Origin of the sequence: Streptomyces sp. NPDC006711 (assembly GCF_042869775.1) — a bacterium.
In the GTDB taxonomy this organism is placed as follows: domain Bacteria; phylum Actinomycetota; class Actinomycetes; order Streptomycetales; family Streptomycetaceae; genus Streptomyces.
This window is the reverse complement of sequence record NZ_JBIAGO010000004.1, coordinates 203,528-225,275: the sequence shown is the minus strand read 5'-3', so window position 1 is coordinate 225,275 and position 21,748 is coordinate 203,528. Positions and strand designations below refer to the sequence as shown.

Genomic DNA, 21,748 nt, shown 5'->3' with positions numbered 1-21,748 from the left:
GGGGCTTGGGCGTCCGGCTCGTGGCGGCCCCGCTCCCCCGCCGTGTGCGTCTCGGTCATGCGGCGCCGGAGCACATACGCGTGACCGGCGAGACCGGCGCCGCGCAGAAACGGGATCCGCCAGCCCCAGGACGCCATGTAACTGTGCGTCAGAGGCGTGGTCAGGACGGTCCCGAGCCCGGCCGCCAGGAGGTTGCCGAGCGCGTCGCTCACGCAGAGGGCACTGGAGCAGAGGCCCTTGCGCCCGGCGGGAGCGATCTCCACCACACAGGCGGACGCGGCGGCGAACTCGCCGTCGGCGGAGGGGCCTTGAACCAGCCGCACCACGAGAACGGTCAGCGGGGCGGCCCATCGCGCCGCTGCGCAGGTGGGACACAGGGCGATGAGCGGACTGCCCGAGGCGGCCATGAGCGCCATGAAGAGAGTCAGCGCCGCGCGCCGCCCGAAACGGTCGCCCAGCGTCCGAGGGTGTCCGTCGCCCCATGAACCGGCCGACGGGCGGACGCGAGACCGCCCGGGCCTCAACCGGCCCCGGTCACCTCGGTGTCGGCCGGGGCCGACGGCTGGAAGCACGCCGTCACGTTCTTGCCGCGCGGACAGGGATAGGCGTGCCACTCGTGCGACAGGGCCTCGATCAGCACCAGGCCACGCCCTCCCGGCGCGTCGGCGTCCGGGGCGCGCTGCTCGGGCAGTTGCGGCGAGGAGTCGTGCACGGTCACGTGCAGACACTCCTCGTCCCAGGTGAGGATCAACTGCGCCGCGCTGTGGGCGTGTACGTGGGCGTTGGTGACCAGCTCGGACACGGTCAGGAGCACCGCGTCCACGACCTCAGGCGCCCGCTGGGCCCAGTCGAGCGTCGCCAGATGGGCCCGCGTCCAGTCCCTGGCCTCTTTGACGCCACTGTCCAGCGGCAGGGAGCGCGCCCACCCCACGGCTTTGAGTGATGAGTTCTTCGCCACTGGTTCTCCTTGTCCCTACGGGGGTTCCTACGGGGCCGGCACCCCTCCCGTGTGCCCCGAAAGACCCGGCCCAACTGCGCGCCGGTATACGTCGTCGGGTGCGCCCGTGCGCCGCGAAGAACGCAGCGCGGCCGGATCCGTCACGCCGCCGGGAAGGCGCACGAGCCACCCCAGCTGTCGCAGAAGCCCTTTGGCGCTCGTGACCCTCCAGGAACGCACGGCCATGAATGTTCCACGTCGCCACCGCTCGGGCATGACGTCAGGAGGGGGCGCACAAATGGGCGCGCACGCATACGGATTCCCTGGGAGACGGAGAACGTATCGAAAACGCTCTCGGCGCACTTTACGATTCTGAATGCGCCGGGAAATGCGCGGGGGCATACCGTCGACCCAGATATGCGCCCCAAATCCTTTGCCCAGCAGCCCAAGGAAGGTGAGAGCGCCCCGAATCGAAGCCTTGCGGCCTGGTCAACGCGTAGATCACGGCGGGGTCGGCATCGCACACCAACGGTCCGAGCGCCTGACGAGCAAATTCCGGAACTCGATTTCCTGCATGTCATTTCCGGACAGTGGGACGGTGTTTCGCGTCACCCCGTTGAGACCTGTCGGCCACGCTCGCCCCACACCTTCCAGCGCGCTTGTTCGATATCCCAGCAAGGGAACACAGGTTCCACCTGCGAATCCGAGCACGATGACCTTGCGCCTTGTCGCGAAATTCCGTGATGGCGGATGCCTGCCTTCCGTTCCGCTTGAGTGACGCCTAGGTTTTTTCTGCGAGCGTGCGCCGTCCCAGCACCGCTCGCCTTCTCCTTCCGGCTTTCTGCCGAGCCCCGCGCCTCCCCCTGAGGAAATCCGCGGCTGAACCCGAAGGTGGTATCGCATGACGATCTCGGAAGATCGCACAGTCCTGCCCACGGACCCGGTGCCGGCCACACCCACCCTCAGCTTCGCCTCCTTCGTAGGGGGCAAGGAGGTGGAGGGCGAGGCGGACTGGGCGTACACCGTTCGTGCCGCCGCGTTGATCGACGACCCGCTGGGAGCCACCGCGTACAAGCGGTCGCTCGACCAGGGAAAGATGTCGCCCAGTGAGTACCCGGAGATCGTTCTGGGCCGGTGCGCGCTGGCGGGACCCGAGCTGACGCAGGCCGCGCTGCTGGCCGCCGCGGAAGCGGCCGTCCCCTGGGCCGCGGTGCCGTTCGACCGGCGTCTGCGGTTCGCCGAATCGTTCCGGCGGGCGGTCGAGGAGCACGTGCCACAGCTGATCGAGCTCCTGGTCGGCGAAGGGCACCCGCGGCGGCTGGCCGTGTCGGAGGTCTCCAACCTCCTCGCGTTCTTCGGACCCCAGACCACGGGCTGGTGCGCCGCCCAGATGCTCACCGAAGTACAGGACGGCGACCGCGCCCTCACGCTGCGCCGCCGGCCCGACGGCGTGGTCTGCGTGCAGCCCCCGCAGAACACTCCCCTGCTCAGCGTGGGTGTCGCCCTCCAGGCGCTGATCGCGGGCAACAGCCTGGTCGTCCGGCTGTCGCGGCAGGCACCGCTGGCGGCGATGCATCTCGTGCAGCGGGTGGCCGCTCCGGTCCTCGCGGAGCTCGGTGCGCCACCGGGAGTGCTCTCGGCGCTGTGCGCGGACCCGGGCACGACGCTCTCCGCCTGGCTGGCCAGCCCGTACGTGGACGACATCATCTATTTCGGCGACAGCACGCGCGGCCTGCGGATCCAGCGTGACTGTCTGGAACGCGGCAAGAAGCCGGTGCTCGAACTGGCCGGCAACGATGTGGTCGTGGTCTGGGACGACGCCGACCTCGACCACGCCACGGAAGCCCTCACCGAATCCTTCTACGCGGCCGGCCAGATCTGCTGCGCCCCCAACGTCGTGGTCGCCCATCCCGCGATCGCCGACGAACTCCTCACCCGCCTTGTGAAGGTGGCGCAGACGCTGCGTCCCGGCTACCCGGAGGACCCCGAGGTGGTCCTGGTCCCGACACCCAGCGCGGCGGGCTACGACGCCGCGTTGGCCGACGCCTCCACACACGGCGCCCAGGTCCTCACGGGAGGACGGCACTTGGACGTGGACGGTCAGGAGCGGGACACCGGCATCTTCCTGGAGCCCGCCGTGGCGCGCGTGGACGGCCTGGACCGGGCGCGCCGGCTGCGCGCCGTCAGCCAGGAGACGTTCTTCCCGCTGCTGACCGTGGTGGTTCCCGCAGCCGAGGACGACGCGCCGCTCCTGGACGCCGTCCTGGACTTCGCCGGGGCGAACGCGTACGGACTGCGCTGCTCGCTGTGGGCGCGCGACGAGCACGTCGTCGCGGAGTTCCTTGGGCGCACCGCGACCTACGGCCAACTGCGGGTGAACGACTCACATCTGCTGTCGGGACCGTACCTGTCCAACCACGGCGGCACCGGGCTCAGCGGTGGCCCGTTCGGCGAGGCGAACTATCCGATGCTGCGCACCAGCCATCTCCAGACGGTCTCGGTCGCCAGGGGGGCCTCGCCGCGCGGGATGCTGAGCGAAGCCGTCGAGCGGACGGTCAACGGCGTTCCCCTTCCGCTCCGGGTTCCGCCGCCGGTTCGCGGCAAGGAGACCCACCCTCGGGGGTGGCCGCCGGAGGATCTGCCCGGTGGCTTGCCCGCCCCCTTCACCCCGCGCTTCCAGCAGGACCCGCACCCCACGCTCAAGTGGCTGCGGGAGAACCGCCCGGTGAGCCAAATCGTCACACCGGACGGTGTCGGATGGCTCCTGACGCGGTACGACGACGTACGCACGGCCCACCGGGACAAGCGCGTCAGCTGCGACAGCAAGCGCACTCCGGCCGGGATCCTGTGGGGCGGCGAATGGCCGGCGGAACTGCGTGAGCGGCTGTTCACGCATCTGCTGGACACCGACGACCCGCGCCACGGCGAACTGCGCCATCTGATGGCCCCGCTGTTCACCCCGCAGCGACAGAAGGAATGGCACACCCGGATCACCGAGATCGCCAACGAGCGCGTCGACCGGATGGCCGCTCGCGGCCACGGGGACCTCATGGCCGAGGTCGCCTACCCGCTGGGCGCGCACGTCCTGTTCTCCGTCCTCGGCGCCCCCGCCCCCGACCTGCCGCTCCTGCGCGCCCTGACCTGGCGCCTGGTCGACTGGAACACCACGGTGCCCTACTTCCGGGCGCTGACCTACCAGGCCGACGACATGATGGGGGCCATCCTCGCCGAGAAGCGCCGGCAGCCGGGCGATGATCTGCTCTCCCTGCTCGTACGGGCCTGCGACGAGGAACGGCTCATCACCGAGGACGAGTTGCAGGGCATGTTCTTGCTGATGCTGGTGGCGGGGCAGGACCCCAGCATCAACAGCATCGGGAACAGCATGCACACGCTGCTCACCCACCCCCGGGAGATGGAGCTGCTGCGGGCCGAGCCCGAACTGCTCCCCAGCGCGACGGACGAGCTGCTGCGGTACAACAGCCCGCTGACGTTCACCAGTTGGCGCGGCACGCTGGAGCCGGTGGAGTTCAGCGGGGTGACCGTCCCCGCCAACGAATCACTGATCGTCTCCCTGGGCTCCGCCAACCGCGACGCGGCCCGGTTCACCGACCCGGACGAGCTGGACTTCCGGCGCAGCCCCAACCCGCATCTGGCGTACGGACACGGGGTGCACTACTGCCTGGGTGCGCAGATCGGCAGGCTGACCGCCGAGACGGCGATCGGGACACTGCTGCGGCGGCTGCCCGACCTGCGCCTGGCCGGCGAAGTGCGCTGGCGCCCGGGCCAGTTCGAGCGGGGTCTTGAGGCCCTGCCGGTGGCCTGGAGCCCGGACGCCGTCCGCCCCCAGTGACACCCGCGAGAAGCGGCACTCGCTTCCTCCACTCACCAGGAGCGCGGGGAGCGGGTGCCCGACGGACGCAGAAGGGAGGGCCAGCCATGGCCAGGCAGGACATCGTTCGGGAACTGAGCGCCATCCTCCAGGACGTCACGGACACACCGGCCGAACGGGTCGGCGAGAGCGCCGCGTTCGTGGCCGACCTGGAGCTCGACTCCCTGCGCATGGTGCAGGTCGTCGTGGCCGCCGAGGACAGGTTCGGCGTCACCATCAGCGACGAGGACGCCTGGGAGCTGCGGACGGTGGCCGAGGCGGTGACGTACATCGAGCGGGCGCTGCGGTCCGCCGGACGCGACGTACCAAGCGCTCCGGCGGCGCCCGGGCTCGGGGCCGGGGCGGGGGGTTGGGGCGCATGAGTTCCTTCGCGCACTGCCTAAGGGAACAGGCTGAACGGTTCGGCGACAAGCGGTGGTTCGCGTTCGTGGACCACCGGGGGGACGCGATGGTGGAGACCGGGCGGATCACCTTCGCCGAGCTGGACCGCCGGGCGCGCTCCCTGGCGCTGCGCCTGGGCGAGGAGGGCGTGACCGACCAGGCGGTGCTCCTCCTCTACCCGGCGGGCCTGCCGTTCCTGAGCGCCTTCTTCGGCTGCCTGTACGCGCGCTCCATCGCGGTCCCGGCCCCGCTGCCGGCCACCGATCCACGGGCGCTCGAACGGGCGGAGAAGATCATCCAGGACACCGGCGCCCGGCTGATCCTCACCGACTCGGCGCATGTGGACGCGTTGCGGCGCTGGCTGGGGACGGTCGGCCGGGCCGGCACGGTGGAGTGCCTGGCCACCGACACCGCGCAGCTCCCCTCCGGCGACGCCTGGGTCCCGCCGGCCGTGGACGAGGGGACCACGGCCTATGTGCAGTACACCTCGGGTTCCACGGGTGAACCGCGCGGAGTGGTCGTCTCGCACGGGAACCTCCTGCACAACTCCGCCGCGATCAACACCGTCATCCGCTCGCCGGAGTCGGGATCCGGGGCCGGCTGGCTGCCGCACTACCACGACATGGGTCTGGTCGGTCAGCTGCTGCAACCCGTCTACGGAGGGGGCAACATGGTGTTCACCTCCCCCATCACCTTCGTCGCCCGGCCCCTGATCTGGCTGCGGATGATCGACGAGTACCGGGCCGCCTTCACGATGGCTCCCAACTTCGCCTACGAGTGGCTGCTGCGCGGCACGCGGGACGAAGACCTCAAGAAACTCGACATCTCCTGTCTGCAATGGGCCCTCAACGGCGCGGAGCCGGTCCGCGTCCCCACGCTGCGCAAGGTGGTCGACCGGCTCGGTCCCATCGGTTTCGCACCGCGCGCCTGGGCACCCGCCTACGGCATGGCAGAGTCGACCGTCCTGGTGACCGGAAGCCCGCGCGGCCTGGGTCCTTGCGTGCGGCGCCTCGACCCGGCGGCCCTGGAACGCCATGAGGCCGTCGCAGCCCAACTCGGCGCGCCAGGGGTTGAGTTGGCGTCCAGCGGCCGTCCCGTCGGCGCGGATCTGCGGATCGTGGATCCCGGCTCCCGTACGCAGCTTCCGGCCGGCCGCGTCGGCGAGATCTGGGTGGCGGGGCCGAGCGTCGCCCAGGGCTACTGGCGGCAGGAAACGGCGACGCGCGACACCTTCGGGGCTCGCCTGGACGACGGCACGGGGCCCTTCCTGCGCACCGGCGATCTGGGGTTCCTCCTGGACGACGAACTCTTCGTCACCGGACGCCTCAAGGAAATGATCATCTTGAACGGGCGCAATCTGTACCCCCAGGACATCGAGGAGGCCGGCCGGGACGCGCACGCGGCCACCGGGGCGGCGGCGGCCTTCGGGGTCGACACCGGACGCGAGCACGTCGTACTGGTCCAGGAGGCCGACGCGAAGAAACTCGACGGACTCTCTTACGCCGAGCTGGGCGCTCGCGTCAAAAAGAGCGTGAAGGCCGCGGCCGGCGCACCGGTGAGCCTCTTTCTGGTGGCGCGCAACACCGTTCCCCGCACCACCAGCGGAAAGATCCAGCGCGCGCGGACGCGCGAGGACCTGTTGACGGGCCGCATCGACCCGCTGTACGTCGACGCGCACCCTGAGATCAGGGCGTGCCTCCCGGTCCCCTCTGCCCCGTCCACACCGTCCACACCGTCCACACCGTCCACACCGTCCACACCGTCCACCGCATCAGGATGACGGCCCCTCCGTGGCCGGGGCGGGCGCCCCAACTGGCCACACGGGTCCAGCACTTCAGCGCATCGCGGGCCCGCGCGTCCGTGCCTCGAGTCCATCGTTCGGCACCATCCCTGCACCACCCCGGCACCACCCGACAGAAGGACGGCTCAGCATGACGCGACACCGCAGCGGCCTGTCACGGTTCCTCCACGACATCGTCGCCGACATCAAGGACCTGCTGGACGACGTCACCGACTCACTCGGCGACGTCGAGCACGACACCCGTGCCTCCGTGAGCCGTGCGCTGCGGCCCGACGACCACGACCGCCGCGACGGCCGCGACGGCGAACGGCGGCGCGAGCGGTACGACGACCGCGCCGGGGACCGCGCGGACGGTTTCGCGTCGGAGCTCACCGGGCTGCGGGAAGAGCTGCACCGGCTCGTCAAGCTGCTGGAGAAGGACGAGGAGTCCACGCGAGCCGGGGCCAAGACCGGCTCCGCCTCGAAGTAGCCCACGCGTGGGGTGGCCGTGGCCCTCTTCGGCGCTGCGGCCGCCCCGCGCCCTCCGCCCCCTGGGCGCCCCCCAGGCACGTCATGTGTCCCCCGGCGCGCACCTCACGCGCTCCCGGCGAGGTGTCCTCCACGGTGCGCGAACGACCCACAGGAGACAGCGTGGCCCTCCCACAACGGCAACCGGATCCCCTCAACACCGCGCCGCGCGAGCCCCGCGCGCGGGCTCCCTGGCGTGGCCCGACCGACACGCCCTTGACAGGTGGCGGGGGCGAGCGCCGCCGCACGGCCGGTGCCGCGCCCACCCGCGAGGTGTATCGCAGCCACGGGGAACTGTTCGACGGCGCCTCCGGCCGACGGCTGTGCGTGCACGACCTCATCGCCGATCTGCGCGACAGTGGACGGTTCACGGTGACCGACGCCTCGACCGGCCGGGACCTGACCCTGGACACGTTGCTCCAGGCCGTCTCGTTGGGAGTGGACCGACTGGGCGCCTGGCTCGACCAGATCCAGCGCAACCTGCTGGGAGACCCGTCGCGTCACCACCACTGCCGCGAGAACACCAGCGCTGCGCCGAAACCCTGCTGCGGCGCACCGGAAAGCGACCGTGACGCACGCCCGGCGCCGGGGCGGACCGCCGAGTCCTCCCCGGCGGCCTTCGCCTCCCGGCCCTTCCCGGGAGAGCGGGCGTGAGCCGGGCCCGAGCCCAGCTGCTCCTGAAGGTGGTGGCCCAGCTGGCCGCACGCGAACTGCCCCGCCGGCGCGGCCCGGCCTCTTCGGACACCGGGGACTGCACGGACCGGGCCCGCCGCCGCGCCGCGGACATCCGGGCGTCCCTCGAACGGCTCGGCCCGCTCTACATCAAGATCGGCCAGATCCTCTCCACCCGCCAGGACCTCGTCCCCCAGACCCTGGCCACCGAACTCGAAAGCCTCCACGACCAGACCACGGCCCTGCCCTTCAGCGCCATGAGGCCCGTCCTCGAAGCCGAACTCGGGCCGGCCTGGGCAAGCCGGTTCAAGGACTTCGACGTGTCCCGGCCGCTGGGATCGGCCTCGCTCGCCCAGGCCTACAGTGCCCAACTCACCACCGGGGAGAGCGTGGTGGTGAAGGTGCAGCGGCCGGGGGTGCGCGAAATCGTCAGCGAGGACATGCGCATGATCAGGGCGGCGGCCCGCCTCGGCGCCAGGCGCGCGCCCTACTTCACCATGACCATCGATCTGGAGGCCATGCTCGGCGTCGTCTTCGACGCGATGCGGCCGGAGTGCGACTTCACCCTCGAAGCGTCCAACATGGACGCCGCGCGCCGGTCGGTCTCGGGGTTCGACAACCTTGAGGTGCCCGAGGTGGTCCACGCCACGCCGCGCGTCCTCGTCCAGACCATGGCTCCGGGCACCAGCATCCGTGACGCGGACCCCACGGCGTTCAAGGATGAGGAGCGGGAGGCCATCGGTACCAGCCTGCTCACCTTCATGTACCACGGCTATTTCACCGACCGCAGATTCCACGCGGACCCCCACCCCGGCAACATCTTCGTCTGCCCCTCGGGTCCGACCACCTTGATCGACTGGGGCATGGTCGGCCATGTGGACCGGCGCATCAGCATGAGCGTGGTTCTCATCCTGCTGGGGCTCGCCCGCAACGACGGGCCATCGGTGGCGGCCGGCTGGCTGGAGATGGGACGGCCGACGCAGTGGGCCGATGTGTCCGGGTTCGGCCAGGACATGGCCGCCCTGGTGCCCAAGATCCATGCCGCGTCCCTGGAACACCTCAACTTCGGCGCCGCACTGGGCAATGTCCTCAAGTGCTCCACCAGACGCGGCATACAGACGAGCCCCATGATCTCGATACTGGCCAAGTCCTTCGCCAACATCGAGGGGTCGGTGCGCTATCTGGCCCCCGAACTGTCCGTCACGGACGTCTTCGTGGAGAACATGCGCGACGTTCTCTTCGCCTACGCCTGTGAGGCGGTGTCGGAGGAACAGCTCGCCACCCATCTGATGCAGGTGATCGCGGCCGCCGGGTCCCTGCCGGGCGAACTGCGTGCCATCATCCGCGCTCTGGCGCAGGGCGATCTCACGCTCCAGGCGGCGCCCGTCCAGGCCGGCCGGCTCTCCCTGGTGGAGAACCGCCTGGATGACCGCACCCGGTACCTGACCCGTCGCCTGGTCGCCCTCGGCGCCCTCGCGTGGTGGGCCCACGCCCGCCGCCGCCCGCGCACCTGAATCTCCACCACCGCCCTCGCAAGATGCCACCCGCCCACCGCGACACCCAAGGAGCGCCGCATGGCCGTTCTCAGTGACGAACTCGTGGAGTGCCTGATCCAGGGGCTCGGCGTGCCCCCCGACACCATCGCCCCGGACGCCACCTTCGAAGACCTCGGTCTCGACTCGCTCGCCCTGCTCGAACTCACCGTCATCTACCAGGAGAAGACCGGTTACGAGCCCACCGGCATCACCCCGCAGTCCACGCTCCTTGAAGCCAGCACCGCGCTCCAGGCGCATGACGACCCCGCGGGCGCCGCTCCGCCCCTCGCCAAGGGGACGCCGTGACAGGGGCGGCGGCCATCACCGGCATCGGCCTTGTCACGCCGTGCGACGTGGGGACCGAAGGCTCGTGGAACGGGCTCCTCTCCGGCAAGTCGACTGCCTCCAGGGACCCGGCCCTCGCCGGGATGCCGGTCGACTTCTCCTGCCAGGTGCCGGGTCTGGACGCGGGGTCGAGACTCACCCCCCGGCTCGCGCTGCGCCTCGACCGCTTCACGCAGATGGCACTCGTCGCGGGCCGGGAAGCCGTCGCGGATGCCCGGCTCGATCCCCTCGTCTGGGACGGCGGCCGCGTCGCCGTCGTGATCGGTGTGGGGACCGCGAGCTTCGACCGGCTCGAAAGCGAGGTCGTCAAGCTCTCCTCGAACCGCGTCCGCGCCGTCTCCCCCCTCCTGATCCCCCGCAGCATTCCCAATATGGCCGCGGGTGAAGTAGCCCTCGATCTGCACGCCCGAGGACCCAGCCTCGCCACCAGCACCGCGTGCGCCTCGGGTGCCACGGCGCTGGGGACGGCGCTCATGCTGCTGCGCACCGGCGTCTGCGACATCGCCGTCGCCGGGGGCGCCGAGTCCGTCTGCAACCGCGTCTCGTGTGCCGGGTTCTCCCAGCTCGGCGCGCTGTCGCGCCGCGTTCACGACCCGGCGGGCGCCTCCCGCCCCTTCGACGCCGAGCGCGACGGCTTCGTCCTGGCGGAGGGCGCCGCGCTGCTGGTCCTTGAGCGCCCCGCGCACGCCCGGGCCCGGGGCGCGCGGGCCCACGCCCTGTTGGCCGGCTATGGGGCGACCTGTGACGCCCACCATCCGACCGCCCCGCCCAGCGACGGCCGGGGCGCCGCAGACGCGATGCGCGCGGCGCTCGCGGACGCGCACCTGAGCACCGCCGACATCGACCACATCAACACCCACGGCACCAGCACGCCGCTCAACGACGCGGCCGAATACCGGGCCATCCGCAGCGTCTTCACCGAGCCGCCCGCCGTGACCGCCAACAAGGGGACCTGGGGGCACGCGATCGGGGCGGCCGGCGCCATCGAGGCCGCCGTGACCGCGCTGTCCCTGGAGCACCAGACCATTCCGCCGACGGCCAACCACACGACGCGGGACCCGGCGTTCGACCTCGATGTCGTCACCCAGGAGCCGCGCCCCACGAGGCTGAGGGCGGCCCTGAGCAATTCCTTCGGCTTCGGCGGTCACAACGCCGTACTCGTCCTCACCACCGCGTGACGCGGGTGCCGGCCGGTGTCTCTCGGCGGAACAGAGCGGCCCACAGGAACCCGCGGCCGAAGTGCGGCGACCCGGAATCCTGCTCACGCATGCGGCGCACTTCCACCTCCGACAGATCGGAGAAGATCCAGCGCAGCGCTTCGGGGGTGTACGCCAGGCCGCCCCCCAACGCGGCTGCCCGGTAGAGCTCTTCGTCGGTGAGCTCGCAACCCATGCCCTGCTCGCCGGCGGCGAAAGAGGTGAGGGCGAGATGGCCGCCGGGGGCCAGTACGCGATCGAGGAAGGCCAGGTAGGTGACGCGGCGGTGCGGGGCCAGGTGGTGGAAGCAGCCCGAATCGACGATCAGGTCGTAGGGGCCGTCAAGGCCGGGCAGCGCGAAGGCGTCACCCCGGTGGAAGCGGATGTCGAGACCGGCCTCGCGCGCCCGGTCCCCCGCCCAGGCGACGGCGACGGGGGAGAGGTCGACCGCGTCCACCTCGAAGCCACGGGCCGCGAGATGGAGAGCATTGCGCCCCGGCCCACACCCCAGGTCGAGCGCCCGCCCGCACGCGGGGATCACACCCCGGTCGAGGTGGCCGGCCAGGTGCTCGTCCGGTTTCGCCACGAAGAACGGGACCGGCCGTGACCGGTCCGCGTAGAAGCCGTCCCAGAAGTCCTCGCCGTCTCCGGTCGCCAGGCGGCCCGCTCCGGGTTCGGACGCGAAGAGCCCGTCCAGAAGCGTCAGAACGTCTTCCACCGTACGTACGGTCCGGTCCATCCGGCCCCCCTTCCACAGGGCCTCAGATTATGATCGGGTAGGCGAAAAGACCAGGTCAGAGTGTGTTTAGGGGAGTTCCTGGCAGGGCTCTGCGGGGCGCGGGGGTGGTCGGGAAGGGGCCGTGTCCGGCGCGGGCTGCGCGGGGCGCGCGCGGTCCCGTCAGGGGGCTTGGGGAGGTGTTTCAGGGCCGCGCGGGGCCCAGCATTTCAGCGGGTTTCCAGGCCGGACTCGCGCAGCACCAGGTCCGTCGTCGCGCTCAGCGAGCTGGAGGCGGGGATCACCGTCTCGACACCGCCGGGCAACAGGTCCCGTACCTGGTACCACTCCCGCAGGTCCTTCTCGGTGACCTGGTGGGCGATCGGTTTCGTCGCGTGCCGGAGCAGGGTCTCCTCGAAGGGCACGTCCAGATAGAAGCAGTGCGCGCGACTGCCGAAGTCGCCCAGCAGTCCGGCAAGCATCTCGCCGTAGTGCGCGCTGTACAGGATGCCTTCGAGCACGGTGTGGAAGCCGTGCTCCAGCGCATGACGCACGGTCAGGTCGATCAGGCCGATGTTGGCGCCGCCGGGGACGTCGCGTTCGCGCAGAACGACGCGTCGCAGGTTGTCCTGCCCGACCAGGGCGAGGCCCCGGCCGTATCGCGCCCGCAGCTCGGCGGCGACGCTGCTCTTGCCGCTCGCGCTGTTGCCCCGCAGCACCACGAGCCGGGTGGAGGTGGAGGTGGTCGTCGACACGGGTCCACCGTACGACTCAACAAGGCTTCCGGGGAGGGGAGTTGAACGGCCCGGGCGTCCCGTCGTGGCGCCCGGGCCGGGCCCCGTACTGCGTCAGGCGCCCCGCTGGACCGGTCCGACGACGGTTCCGGCGTGGACGGTCAGCGCGCCGTGGGCCGAGGACTTGCCCGGGATCTCGCCGCCGGGCGCCATGAGGGTGAAGGTCGCCTCGTCGGCGCGGGCGCCGGGGGCCGCGTTGGGGACCTGGATGTCGAAGTGGACCGGGTGGCCGGGGCCGAACGTCACCGCCGTGTGCTGCGATCCGTACCGCCCGACGGCGACCGGGTCGAGCGAACCACGGTGGTAGAACCGCACGTCGGCCGGTGACCCGGCGAGCCGGCACGGCGCGTACCCCGGGGCGGCGGTGAGAGTGACGCGGTAGTGGCGGTGCCCGGAGGAGGCGGGTGCGGGCGTGATCTTCGCGGTGTGGTTGGCGGGACGGCACGCGGAGGGCGCCCCGCCGCCGGCGGCCGCCGAGGGTGACGCGAACGCCACTCCCCCTCCCAGGGCCAACACGGTGGCGGCAGCGGTAGCGGTGACGGCGGCGACAGTGGTGATCTTGTGGACGATACGCATCGCGCGTACTCCCCTCCTGTTCGGCGGCCCACGCGGGGCCACGGGAACGCTGGTCGAAGCCATCCCTCCCCGCCGGCCCGACGGACCAATGTCATAAAGCCGTCACAGTCACGCCATACGCACCACGACCGGCACTTCGGGCGCCTGTCGGCCGGCCGCGCGGCGGGCCTGTCCCGGAGTGGAGCCCGTGGCCAGGACGCGGCCCTCGGCGACGGCGAACCAAGTGCCCTCCGCAACACCCTCCGGTACGGGAACGGCGAGCGCGTCCATCAACTGACCGTCCGGCAGGGCATGTTCGGCGCGCGGCCGGGACATCACGGCTGTGCCCGCGCGCCAGTCGGCCGTCGTGCGCTCGCTCCCGTACCGCCGGGTCCACAGGAGGTACTGCGCCACGATCAAGGGCCCCAGCGCCGTCAGGAGCGGGAATCCCGCCGTCAGGACGCCGAGCGCGAACAGCCGGCTCACCACCCCCGTGACCGCGATGCCCACGCCCGCCGCCACGAACCCGGCGCGACGGCCGAACGCGCGGGTCGCGACGAGGGGGAACAGGACGAGCAGCAGCAGGTCGCCGAGCCCGATGGCCACCGGCCGGTCGCCGCCGGTCAGCGCGAACAGCGGGGCGAAGGGGCGGCCCCGCACCTGGGTCACGAAGTCGAGCGTGACGTGCGTCAGAGCGGTCGCGACCAGGTCGTAGCAGGTCAGGACCGCCGCGAACGACGCCACATGCACCGGCCGCATCCCGCTCTGGGCCCAGAGGTTGGCGACGCCCATCACGGCGACGGCGAGCAGCACGTCCGTGAGGACGCGTACCGCCACCGCGTGCCCGGTGAGCGCGGCGGACACGGTGAGGGCGGTCGCGACGAGCGCGATCAGCCAGGACCAGCGGCCCCCGCAGAGGGGCGCGAGGGTGAACTGCGCGGCCAGGCACAGAACCAGGCCGAACAGCGCGGAGACGGCGGCGCCCGGCAGCGAGAGGTAGAGCAGCGGCGCCACGACGACGCCGCCGCTGAGAACGGCGATGTCACCGGCGGCGTAGACGCCCACCGGGGGCCGTGGCATCCGCACCCGGGCGAAGTAGCAGCCCGCACCCGCGATCAGGGCGGCGACGCAGACGCTGAGCGCGACGAGGGCCAGGGGGTTCATATGCCGCTCCCGGTACGGGTCCCGGCCGCGCGGGCCGTTTCGAAGGTGTGTTCCCGCAGGTCGGCGCGGACCGGCGCGGTGACAGGTAGCGCGGCGCGGTCGTCGTACAGGACGATCCCGTCCAGCGGCAGCGCGCCGGCCGTCGCCCGGTCCTCAAGGCGGCCGAGCAGACCGGTCGCGGGCAGCGCCCGCACCAGGAGGTGCAGGCGGGCGCCGGAGCCGGGTTCCTGGGTGAGCACGTACCGGGCGGGCAGCGGGACCTCCGGTTCGGCCTCGATCAGGTCGAGCAGGGCCCGGGTGGGCAGTTCGGCGCTGAGCGGGCCCGTCCAGCGGCCGAGCACCGCCGAGGTGGCAGGCACGTGGGCCAGTTCGCAGGTGGGCTCCGTGGCGGGCCTGCGGACGAGGTCGCCGGTGGCGTAGCGCAGCAGCAGGGTGCACTCGCGGTAGGGCACGTACGGGGTGTGCACGATCATGCCGGTCGCGCCGGGCGGCGCGGGCTCCCATGTGAGGGGGTCCAGCACCTCGAGATGGCCGAACTCGCTGGTGTGGTGGAGATGTCCGGCCGCGCAGGGGGTGGCGCCCGAGGGCAGGGTCTCGGTCATCAGGTACGAGGTCGACACGGGCGCGCCGAAGGCGGCCTCCGCCCGGGCGGCCAGGGGCGCGGACAGCACTTCGCCGCCGACTCCGATGCTTTCGAGGCCGAAGTCGGCCGCCCGCCATCCGTCGCGTTCGGCGAGTTCCACCAGGGCCGCGAGGTAGGAGGCGGCGACCGTGAGGTGGGTGATCTGCGGGGACTTGCCGGGCAGTCCGAGTGGCGCGGCGAGGCGGTCGAGTGCGACGGCCGGGTCCACCGTGCCGAACTGGACGAAGGACGCGCCGACCCGGGTCGCCGACTCGGCCGCGTTGAGCAGCGGCAGCGTGGCGCGCGAACAGCCCGCGTAGGCGAGGGTGTGCCGGGGGCGCAGGCCGAGGCCCAGGGCCGCGGAGATGGTGCTGAGCGCGATGGTGGTGTCGAGTTCGGCCCGCGAGTACCAGACGGCGGTGGGCACGCCGCTGGTGCCGGTGGTCAGCGCCATCAGGGCGGGTACGGCGGCGGCCGAAACGAACGCGGTGGGCATGGAGCGCAGCGCCTTCTTCGGCGTGACCGGCACGCGAGCCCAACTGTCCACGTCCAACTCGTCCGGTTCCAGGCCCAGTTCACCGAAGACCTGGCGGTAGTACGCGGTGTGCCGGGCGGCGGAGCGGGCGGTGGCGCACAGGCTGCGCCGGGTCACGGTGCGGCGCACCTCGGGGTCGATCCGGGCGGCCTGCCCGGCCTGGCCCGGCAGCAGCGCCGAATCGTCGCCGGGTTCGCCGAACTCGGCGAGGGTGGCCACCAGGTCGCGGGCGATCCGCTCCAGGTCCTGCGGGCGTATGCGCCGGTTGCGCAGGATCGCCATGCCGTAGCGGAGCTGGCTCAGGGCGGTGCCGAACAAGGGGCCTCCTGGACTGGACCGGACGGTGTGTCGCCCGGCCCAGGCCGGGGCCGGATCAGGTCAGGCCATGTGCGCGAACATCGCGGCGGTGAGCGTGCTCAGTGCGTACTTGAGGTAGTGCTTGACCATGTCGGTTCCTCCCTCGTCGGGCGGCGGCTCGGTGCCGGCCACTGCGCGGTGCTGAGCTTTCCGACCCGGATCGGCCGGTTGGCAGCGGCAGTCTAGGGACTCTGGGGAGAGCTTCACCAGATGTGGTCACCACCGAATGTTCACGCATTGCCCGCACCCGCCTCACCATTGCGGCGGGCGGGCTTTCGGCGCTCGGGTTCAGTGGCTCCGTCGGCGCCCGTGGCGGGGACGCGCGTGGTCGGAGCCGTACGCGAGGATGACGGCCATGATGAGTGGCGGAAGCGAAAGCATTACGAACGTCATGCCATGGGCCTGCCCGGCACTCCCGCGATGATGCGCCCCTCGTTCGGGTGCCGGCCGCCGCTCACACATCCTGCGTTCCGGACGCCCGTCCGGGCGTCGGCGGCCGCGCGCGTCGTCGCCGTCACCGCCGCCACCACCCACGCCGCCACCCATGTGGAGTAATTCGCGCATCGTCCCGTGGAGCGCCCGGACGAGGCGTGGCGCGGGTGGTGGCCGTTTCGCGCCAAGAGTTGCGGTAGCTGGGGCGGGCGGGTTGTGGCGGGGTTGGAGGGAGAGGTGCGGCGCCACACGGGATGCCGCGCCTTCCCCCACACGTCAGGAGTGATCCGCATGAGCACTGGTGACATGTTCAACCGCCCCGAGGGGCTCAAGGGCCTGGTGGCCTACGACCCGGAGGGAGAGAAGATCGGCGGTGTCGAACAGGTCTACCTCGACGACGCGTCGGGCCGCCCGGAATGGGTGACGGTCAAGACGGGTCTTTTCGGCACCAAGGAGTCGTTCGTGCCGCTGGCGGGAGCCCGCCGCGACGGCGAGGCCCTGCACGTGGCGTACACCAAGAGCATGGTGAAGGACGCCCCGCGCCTGGACGCCGAGGAGCACCTGGACGCCGACGCGGAACGTGAGCTGTACCGGCACTACGGCGTCGACGGCGCCGGCACGCGCACCCCCGGCCCCGGCGGAGCCGCCGGCAGCGTCGACGTGCCCGGCAGCGCCACCGGCACCAACGTCCACGACCGGTACGCCACGGACCAGGAGGGCCTGGTGCGCTCCGAGGAGCGGCTGCGGGTCGGCACCGAGAACACGGAGGTGGGCCGGGCACGGCTGCGCAAGGTCGTCGTGACGGAAGACGTCACCACGACCGTTCCGGTCAGCCACGAGGAGGTACGCGTCGTCCGTGAGCCCCTGGGTGAGGGCGACCGGGCCCGCGCCGACATCGGCGAGGCCGAGACCGAGGTGACGCTTCACGCCGAGCGCCCCGTGACGCGCAAGGAGACCGTCCCGGTGGAGCGGGTGCGCCTGGAGACGGAGAAGGTCACCGAGCAGCGCGAGGTGAGCGACACCGTCCGCAAGGAAGAGATCCAGTACGACGACGCGACCGCCAAGGACGAGCGCCGGCGCGGCGAGGGCAACCGCGGCGACAGAGGTCGCCGCTGACCGCTCCGCGGTCGTTCCCGGCCGCTTGCCGCCCCGGCTGCCCCGGGGCGGCAAGCGGCCGTGCGCGTACGTCGGACCCGGTCGCGCCGGGTGCGCCCAGGCGTGCACCTCTAAGCCGGTCGACGGCCGTGTTGGCGCGCCCGCCTCAGCCGATCGACGGCCGTGCGCACCCGTCTCAACCGGCCGACGGCCGTGCGCGCTCGCCTCAGTCGGCCGACGGCCATACGCGCCCGTGCATGCGCCGCTCAGCCGGTCGACGGCCCTGGCCGCACCGGCCTCAACGGGCACCTTGCCGTACACGCTCATCTCAGCCGCCCGGCGGTCGTGCGCCCGTCTCTCAACCGGCCGACGGCCATGGCGAACCCGCCTCAGCGAATCGACGGTCGTGCGCATCCGCCTCTCAGCCGGTCGACTCGTGTGGCACGGGGTGGTCGGGGCGGGTGCTGCCGGAGTGCGGGGCGCCCCGGCGGCCGGTGCCCGCCTCGTCGGTGTCCGGGATCTCGGGGTCGGGCTGGTCACCGCGCGGGGTGCCCTCCGCGCCCTCGGCGTCGTCGGCGGCTTCCCAGGGGTCGCCCTCCGCGCCGGCCTGCTGGTCCGGCAGGTCCCGGGGTATGGGCTCGGGTACGGGCGCTCCGGCGTCTCCTGGTCCTTCGGGCCTGCGGTCGCTCACGACGATTACTCGCTTTCGCTCGGCGTTTTGTGCCGGAACGCGTACCCCGGCAGGCCGTGGTGATACCGGCCGATGTGCGACGTGGCCCGGGTCACGCCCCCCGTAAGGGCTGCTCTTCCCCGCATTCCCCGGATCCCGGCCGGATGGATCCTCTACGGTACGAACACGCCGCCGCTCGGCGCGGTCCGTACGGAGGAGGAATCCTGTGCTGTCTCGCTACGGCCCCCAGAACGCCCCCGCCGGCGACGTGGGCACCGCGCTGATGCTGATCGATTCCCGCCTCAAGGGAATTCACAGCGGCTCGACGGACAGCGATCCCGAACAGCAGGAACTGACACGGCAGTTCACCGAGTCGCTGAGCTTTTCGGCCATGGACGACGTCCTTGACGGCACCTGCACCCTCATCTACATGTTCATGACGTGGCTGCGCCATGCCCACGAGGAGCACGAGAAGGACGTCATCGAGTACGTCGTGCCCAACCTCGTGGCCACCATGCGGATGATGCCGAGGAGCATCCGTCCCGAGGCCATCCCCACCATGGCGGGCCTGGTCATCGCCGCGGGCACCGGTCTGAGCCCCAATCTGTGGCGCAAGCAGTACGGAGACTGGACGGACGCGGAGATGACTCCGCTGGAGGCCACCGCCTTCCTCCTCGCGGAGCACATCAACCGCATCGCCGACGACCCCGACTTCGCCACGCGCCTCATCGCCGAGGCCCTTCCGACCTCGGACGACGACGTCTGAGTCGCCCGCCGCGTCAACTTGCCTGTAGAGCAGGCCAGTTGAGCCAATGACGTACGCGCCGCCCTCTGTTGGCGGCGACCCGGCACGGCACGGCACAGCCGATGCCGCCACGGTCCGGGACACTGACGAGGCCCCACAAGCACGCGTCCCGGCCGGCGCGCGTCCTATCCGGCGCGCGCCCCGGACCGGCGTGCGTCTTGACCCGGCGCGTTCCCGCCCCGCCCGCCCGGCGGCCCAACCGGCGCCCCTGGCCGTGCTCGACGCGGGCATCGCCGCCAACCTCCCCTCACGCCAGGTGACTTGACCCCGGCGACGCGACAGGACGGCCCCCGCGATTCTCTCTCGGGCCTCGAATAGGGAAACCCCTCACACTCCGCGCAGTGCCTGGCAGCCGCCCCCCGGAGTGCGGACACTCATGCGTCGGCGCGGCTTCACCCAGAGCCGCGCCGTCCGCCCTCGCACGTGTCCGCCGCCCATTCGGCTTCCCCGCGCGCGGCGATGGCGGACGCCCCCTGCCCGAGGTGAGAGGAACCCCCACTCCCATGCAAATACCAAGAGCCGCGAGACTCTTGACGGTCACGCTGGCCTGTGTCACCGCGTCCGCCATCGCGCTGCCCGCCGCCACGGCGGCCCCGGCCGCCCGGCCGCACCCCGTGCCCGCCGGTGCCTTCGCCCCGGCCCCCTACACGGCCGACCCGACGCCCGGCGTGCGCGCCGGCGTCGTGGACGCCGCGCAGAAGGCGCTGGCAGCGCACGCCGGCGCCGCCCACAAGGCCGACGGGGACGCCTTCTCGGTCCGCAATCTGGTCGTCGACAAGGACGGCGCCGCCTCCGTCCGCTTCGACCGCACGTACAAGGGTCTGCCCGCCTACGGCGGCGACGTGGTCGTGCGCCTGAAGAAGGACGGCGCGTTCCAGTCACTGGCCACCGGGTCCGAAACCTCCGGTGCGGTCTCCACCGAGCCCCGCCTGGCGGCCGCCGACGCCGTGAAGGTGGCACGGGCCGCGTTCAAGGGGCGGATCGGCTCGGTCTCCGCCTCGCACCTCGCGGTGCAGATGGCGGGCACCGACGCCACGCTGGTCTGGGAGACCGTCGTCAGCGGCGTACGCGAGGACCAGACACCGAGCCGCCTGCACGTTCTGGTGGACGCCCGTACCGGCAAGGTCGTACGGACCAGTGACGAGGTGAGCACGTTCGCCGCCGAGGGGGCCGCGAACGCCGCCACTTCGAAGGTCGGTGCGGCGGCTCCCGCCGCCGCACCGACGGTCGCCGGGACCGGCCAGTCGATCTACAGCGGCCGCGTGGCGCTCGACGTCACGCAGAGCGGCAGCGGCTACTCGATGCAGGACCCCTCGCACGGCAATGGCTACACGACCAATCTCAACCACGCCACCAGCGGCACGGGTTCCGTCTTCACCAGCTCCACCGGCAACTTCGGCAACGGCTCCACCAGCGACCCCGCCTCCGCGGGCGTCGACGCGCACTACGGCGCGGCGGAGACGTTCGACTACTACAAGAACGTCCAGGGCCGCAACGGCATCTTCGGCGACGGGCGGGGCGTGCCGTCGCGGACGCACTACGGCAACGCGTACGTGAACGCGTTCTGGGACGGCACTCAGATGACGTACGGCGACGGGCAGTCCAACGCGCGTCCGCTGGTCGAACTGGACGTCGCGGGCCACGAGATGAGCCACGGCGTGAGCGGCGCCCTCACCGGCTGGGACGAGACCGGTGAGACCGGCGGCATGAACGAGGGCACCAGCGACATCTTCGGCACCATGGTCGAGTTCTACGCCAACAACCCGGTGGACAAGCCCGACTACACCATGGGCGAGCTCATCAACATCAACGGCGACAACCGGCCGCTGCGGTACATGTACAACCCCTCCCTGGACGGCTCCTCGCCCAACTGCTGGGACAGCGGCAACGGCAGCCTCGACCCGCACTACTCGATGGGCCCCCTCAACCACTGGTTCTTCCTCGCGGCCGTGGGCAGCGGCGATCACGGGTACGGCAACAGCCCCACCTGCGACAGCTCCACGGTCACCGGGATCGGCAACGACAAGGCCGCCAAGATCTGGTACAAGGCGCTGGCGTCCTACGCCAACAGCAGTGAGAACTACCACCAGGCGCGCATCGACTCGCTCAAGGCCGCAGCCGACCTCTACGGCACGCACTGCGCCGAGTACAACACCATCGACGCCGCGTGGGCCGCGGTCAGCGTGACAGGCGCCGACCCCGTACCCGGCAGCTGCAACAGCCAGCCGGGCTCGCCCTCGGTGACCAATCCGGGCAACCAGAGCGGCACGGTGGGCACCGCCACCTCCTTGCAGATCAAGGCGAGCGACCCCGGTGGTGAGACCCTGACCTACAGCGCGAGCGGTCTGCCCGCCGGCCTTTCGGTCAACTCCTCCACGGGCCTCATCAGCGGAACTCCGACCACCGCCGGCACCTCGTCGGTGACCGTCACGGCGAAGAACACCGACAACGCCACCGGGTCGGCGTCCTTCACCTGGACCATCAGCGGCGGCGGCACCCCGCCGCAGGGCTGCGACAACCTGCCGGCCTGGAGCGCGAGCACCAGCTACGCACCGGGCGACCAGGTCGCTCACAACGGCCACAAGTGGTCCTCGCAGTGGTACTCGACCGGCGCCGAACCGGGCGCGCCGGGCTCCTGGGCCGTCTGGAAGGACGCGGGCGCCTGCTGATCTCCACCTCCGGGTGACCCCAACTCCCGTACGGGGCCGGGCCGTCGGTCGTCGACCGGCGGCCCGGCCCGC

General features: G+C 71.6%; 18 protein-coding genes and 1 pseudogene. 11 read left to right on the top strand and 8 right to left on the bottom strand.

Going from position 1 to position 21,748, the window contains the following annotated elements; translation table 11 throughout:
- Positions 1-29: 29 nt before the first annotated feature.
- Together ACFYM2_RS11505 and ACFYM2_RS11500 are read right to left on the bottom strand one after the other, a co-directional pair.
- Positions 30-572, bottom strand: a pseudogene (locus tag ACFYM2_RS11505) (MFS transporter); the annotation flags it as partial.
- Complete coding sequence (locus ACFYM2_RS11500; protein WP_388835387.1) at positions 521-958, bottom strand: ATP-binding protein; 438 nt, start codon at positions 956-958, stop codon at positions 521-523. The pseudogene ACFYM2_RS11505 and the gene ACFYM2_RS11500, both read right to left, overlap by 52 nt.
- A gap of 880 nt (positions 959-1,838) precedes the next feature.
- Between ACFYM2_RS11500 and ACFYM2_RS11495 the strand changes: the two genes are divergently transcribed.
- The 8 genes from ACFYM2_RS11495 (at position 1,839) to ACFYM2_RS11460 (ending at position 11,245) form a co-directional block, all read left to right on the top strand.
- Complete coding sequence (locus ACFYM2_RS11495; protein ID WP_388835384.1) at positions 1,839-4,787, top strand: aldehyde dehydrogenase family protein; 2,949 nt, start codon at positions 1,839-1,841, stop codon at positions 4,785-4,787.
- 86 nt (positions 4,788-4,873) lie between these two features.
- Entirely contained in the window at positions 4,874-5,188 is a 315-nt protein-coding gene (locus ACFYM2_RS11490) for an acyl carrier protein (protein WP_358997214.1), read from the top strand.
- On the top strand, positions 5,185-6,987 hold the full coding sequence (locus ACFYM2_RS11485) for a fatty acyl-AMP ligase (RefSeq protein WP_388835381.1): 1,803 nt from the start codon (positions 5,185-5,187) through the stop codon (positions 6,985-6,987). The genes ACFYM2_RS11490 and ACFYM2_RS11485 overlap by 4 nt, the downstream gene beginning before the upstream one ends.
- A 151-nt stretch (positions 6,988-7,138) precedes the next feature.
- Positions 7,139-7,477, top strand: a complete 339-nt coding sequence (locus ACFYM2_RS11480; protein ID WP_388835378.1) for a hypothetical protein — start codon at positions 7,139-7,141, stop codon at positions 7,475-7,477.
- A 254-nt stretch (positions 7,478-7,731) separates the two neighbouring features.
- Positions 7,732-8,169 carry a hypothetical protein gene (locus ACFYM2_RS11475; RefSeq protein ID WP_388835375.1) on the top strand — a complete coding sequence of 146 codons (438 nt, stop codon included), beginning with the start codon at positions 7,732-7,734 and terminating at the stop codon, positions 8,167-8,169.
- Positions 8,166-9,701: an ABC1 kinase family protein gene (locus ACFYM2_RS11470; protein ID WP_388835372.1), complete on the top strand. Its 1,536-nt coding sequence runs from the start codon at positions 8,166-8,168 to the stop codon at positions 9,699-9,701. The genes ACFYM2_RS11475 and ACFYM2_RS11470 overlap by 4 nt, the downstream gene beginning before the upstream one ends.
- Before the next feature lie 60 nt (positions 9,702-9,761).
- Positions 9,762-10,028, top strand: coding sequence for an acyl carrier protein (locus ACFYM2_RS11465; protein WP_358997228.1), 267 nt, complete (start codon positions 9,762-9,764; stop codon positions 10,026-10,028).
- Positions 10,025-11,245 (top strand): beta-ketoacyl-[acyl-carrier-protein] synthase family protein, encoded by a 1,221-nt coding sequence (locus ACFYM2_RS11460; RefSeq protein WP_358997231.1) that lies wholly within the window; start codon positions 10,025-10,027, stop codon positions 11,243-11,245. Before ACFYM2_RS11465 ends, ACFYM2_RS11460 begins: the two co-directional genes overlap by 4 nt.
- Here the strand turns inward: ACFYM2_RS11460 and ACFYM2_RS11455 are convergent.
- From ACFYM2_RS11455 to ACFYM2_RS11435, 5 genes are all read right to left on the bottom strand, one after another.
- Complete coding sequence (locus ACFYM2_RS11455) at positions 11,232-12,002, bottom strand: class I SAM-dependent methyltransferase (protein WP_388835369.1); 771 nt, start codon at positions 12,000-12,002, stop codon at positions 11,232-11,234. The two genes, ACFYM2_RS11460 and ACFYM2_RS11455, sit on opposite strands and share 14 nt — an antisense overlap.
- A 206-nt stretch (positions 12,003-12,208) precedes the next feature.
- Complete coding sequence (locus tag ACFYM2_RS11450; protein WP_388459673.1) at positions 12,209-12,733, bottom strand: AAA family ATPase; 525 nt, start codon at positions 12,731-12,733, stop codon at positions 12,209-12,211.
- A 93-nt stretch (positions 12,734-12,826) separates the two neighbouring features.
- Complete coding sequence (locus tag ACFYM2_RS11445; protein WP_388835366.1) at positions 12,827-13,348, bottom strand: DUF4232 domain-containing protein; 522 nt, start codon at positions 13,346-13,348, stop codon at positions 12,827-12,829.
- A 108-nt stretch (positions 13,349-13,456) separates the two neighbouring features.
- Positions 13,457-14,491, bottom strand: a complete 1,035-nt coding sequence (locus tag ACFYM2_RS11440; RefSeq protein ID WP_388835364.1) for a hypothetical protein — start codon at positions 14,489-14,491, stop codon at positions 13,457-13,459.
- Positions 14,488-15,966 carry a phenylacetate--CoA ligase family protein gene (locus ACFYM2_RS11435; RefSeq protein WP_388835361.1) on the bottom strand — a complete coding sequence of 493 codons (1,479 nt, stop codon included), beginning with the start codon at positions 15,964-15,966 and terminating at the stop codon, positions 14,488-14,490. The genes ACFYM2_RS11440 and ACFYM2_RS11435 overlap by 4 nt, the downstream gene beginning before the upstream one ends.
- A 762-nt stretch (positions 15,967-16,728) precedes the next feature.
- On the opposite strand from ACFYM2_RS11435, the gene ACFYM2_RS11430 reads away from it, so the two are divergent.
- Positions 16,729-17,553, top strand: a complete 825-nt coding sequence (locus tag ACFYM2_RS11430; RefSeq protein WP_358997248.1) for a PRC and DUF2382 domain-containing protein — start codon at positions 16,729-16,731, stop codon at positions 17,551-17,553.
- A gap of 400 nt (positions 17,554-17,953) precedes the next feature.
- On the opposite strand, the gene ACFYM2_RS11425 is transcribed toward ACFYM2_RS11430, so the two are convergent.
- Complete coding sequence (locus tag ACFYM2_RS11425; protein ID WP_358997251.1) at positions 17,954-18,223, bottom strand: hypothetical protein; 270 nt, start codon at positions 18,221-18,223, stop codon at positions 17,954-17,956.
- A 205-nt stretch (positions 18,224-18,428) separates the two neighbouring features.
- Between ACFYM2_RS11425 and ACFYM2_RS11420 the strand changes: the two genes are divergently transcribed.
- The gene (locus ACFYM2_RS11420) at positions 18,429-18,968 is read left to right on the top strand and encodes a hypothetical protein (protein ID WP_358997254.1); all 540 of its coding nucleotides are present in this window, start codon (positions 18,429-18,431) and stop codon (positions 18,966-18,968) included.
- 542 nt (positions 18,969-19,510) lie between these two features.
- Complete coding sequence (locus ACFYM2_RS11415) at positions 19,511-21,676, top strand: M4 family metallopeptidase (RefSeq protein ID WP_388835358.1); 2,166 nt, start codon at positions 19,511-19,513, stop codon at positions 21,674-21,676.
- Positions 21,677-21,748 lie beyond the last annotated feature (72 nt).

Coding starts and splice junctions, on each gene's coding strand:
- ACFYM2_RS11495 (WP_388835384.1), top strand. CDS start 1,839: ATGACGATCTCGGAAGATCGCACAGTCCTGCCCACGGACCCGGTGCCG.
- ACFYM2_RS11490 (WP_358997214.1), top strand. CDS start 4,874: ATGGCCAGGCAGGACATCGTTCGGGAACTGAGCGCCATCCTCCAGGAC.
- ACFYM2_RS11485 (WP_388835381.1), top strand. CDS start 5,185: ATGAGTTCCTTCGCGCACTGCCTAAGGGAACAGGCTGAACGGTTCGGC.
- ACFYM2_RS11480 (WP_388835378.1), top strand. CDS start 7,139: ATGACGCGACACCGCAGCGGCCTGTCACGGTTCCTCCACGACATCGTC.
- ACFYM2_RS11465 (WP_358997228.1), top strand. CDS start 9,762: ATGGCCGTTCTCAGTGACGAACTCGTGGAGTGCCTGATCCAGGGGCTC.
- ACFYM2_RS11455 (WP_388835369.1), bottom strand. CDS start 12,002: ATGGACCGGACCGTACGTACGGTGGAAGACGTTCTGACGCTTCTGGAC.
- ACFYM2_RS11445 (WP_388835366.1), bottom strand. CDS start 13,348: ATGCGTATCGTCCACAAGATCACCACTGTCGCCGCCGTCACCGCTACC.
- ACFYM2_RS11440 (WP_388835364.1), bottom strand. CDS start 14,491: ATGAACCCCCTGGCCCTCGTCGCGCTCAGCGTCTGCGTCGCCGCCCTG.
- ACFYM2_RS11430 (WP_358997248.1), top strand. CDS start 16,729: ATGAGCACTGGTGACATGTTCAACCGCCCCGAGGGGCTCAAGGGCCTG.
- ACFYM2_RS11415 (WP_388835358.1), top strand. CDS start 19,511: ATGCAAATACCAAGAGCCGCGAGACTCTTGACGGTCACGCTGGCCTGT.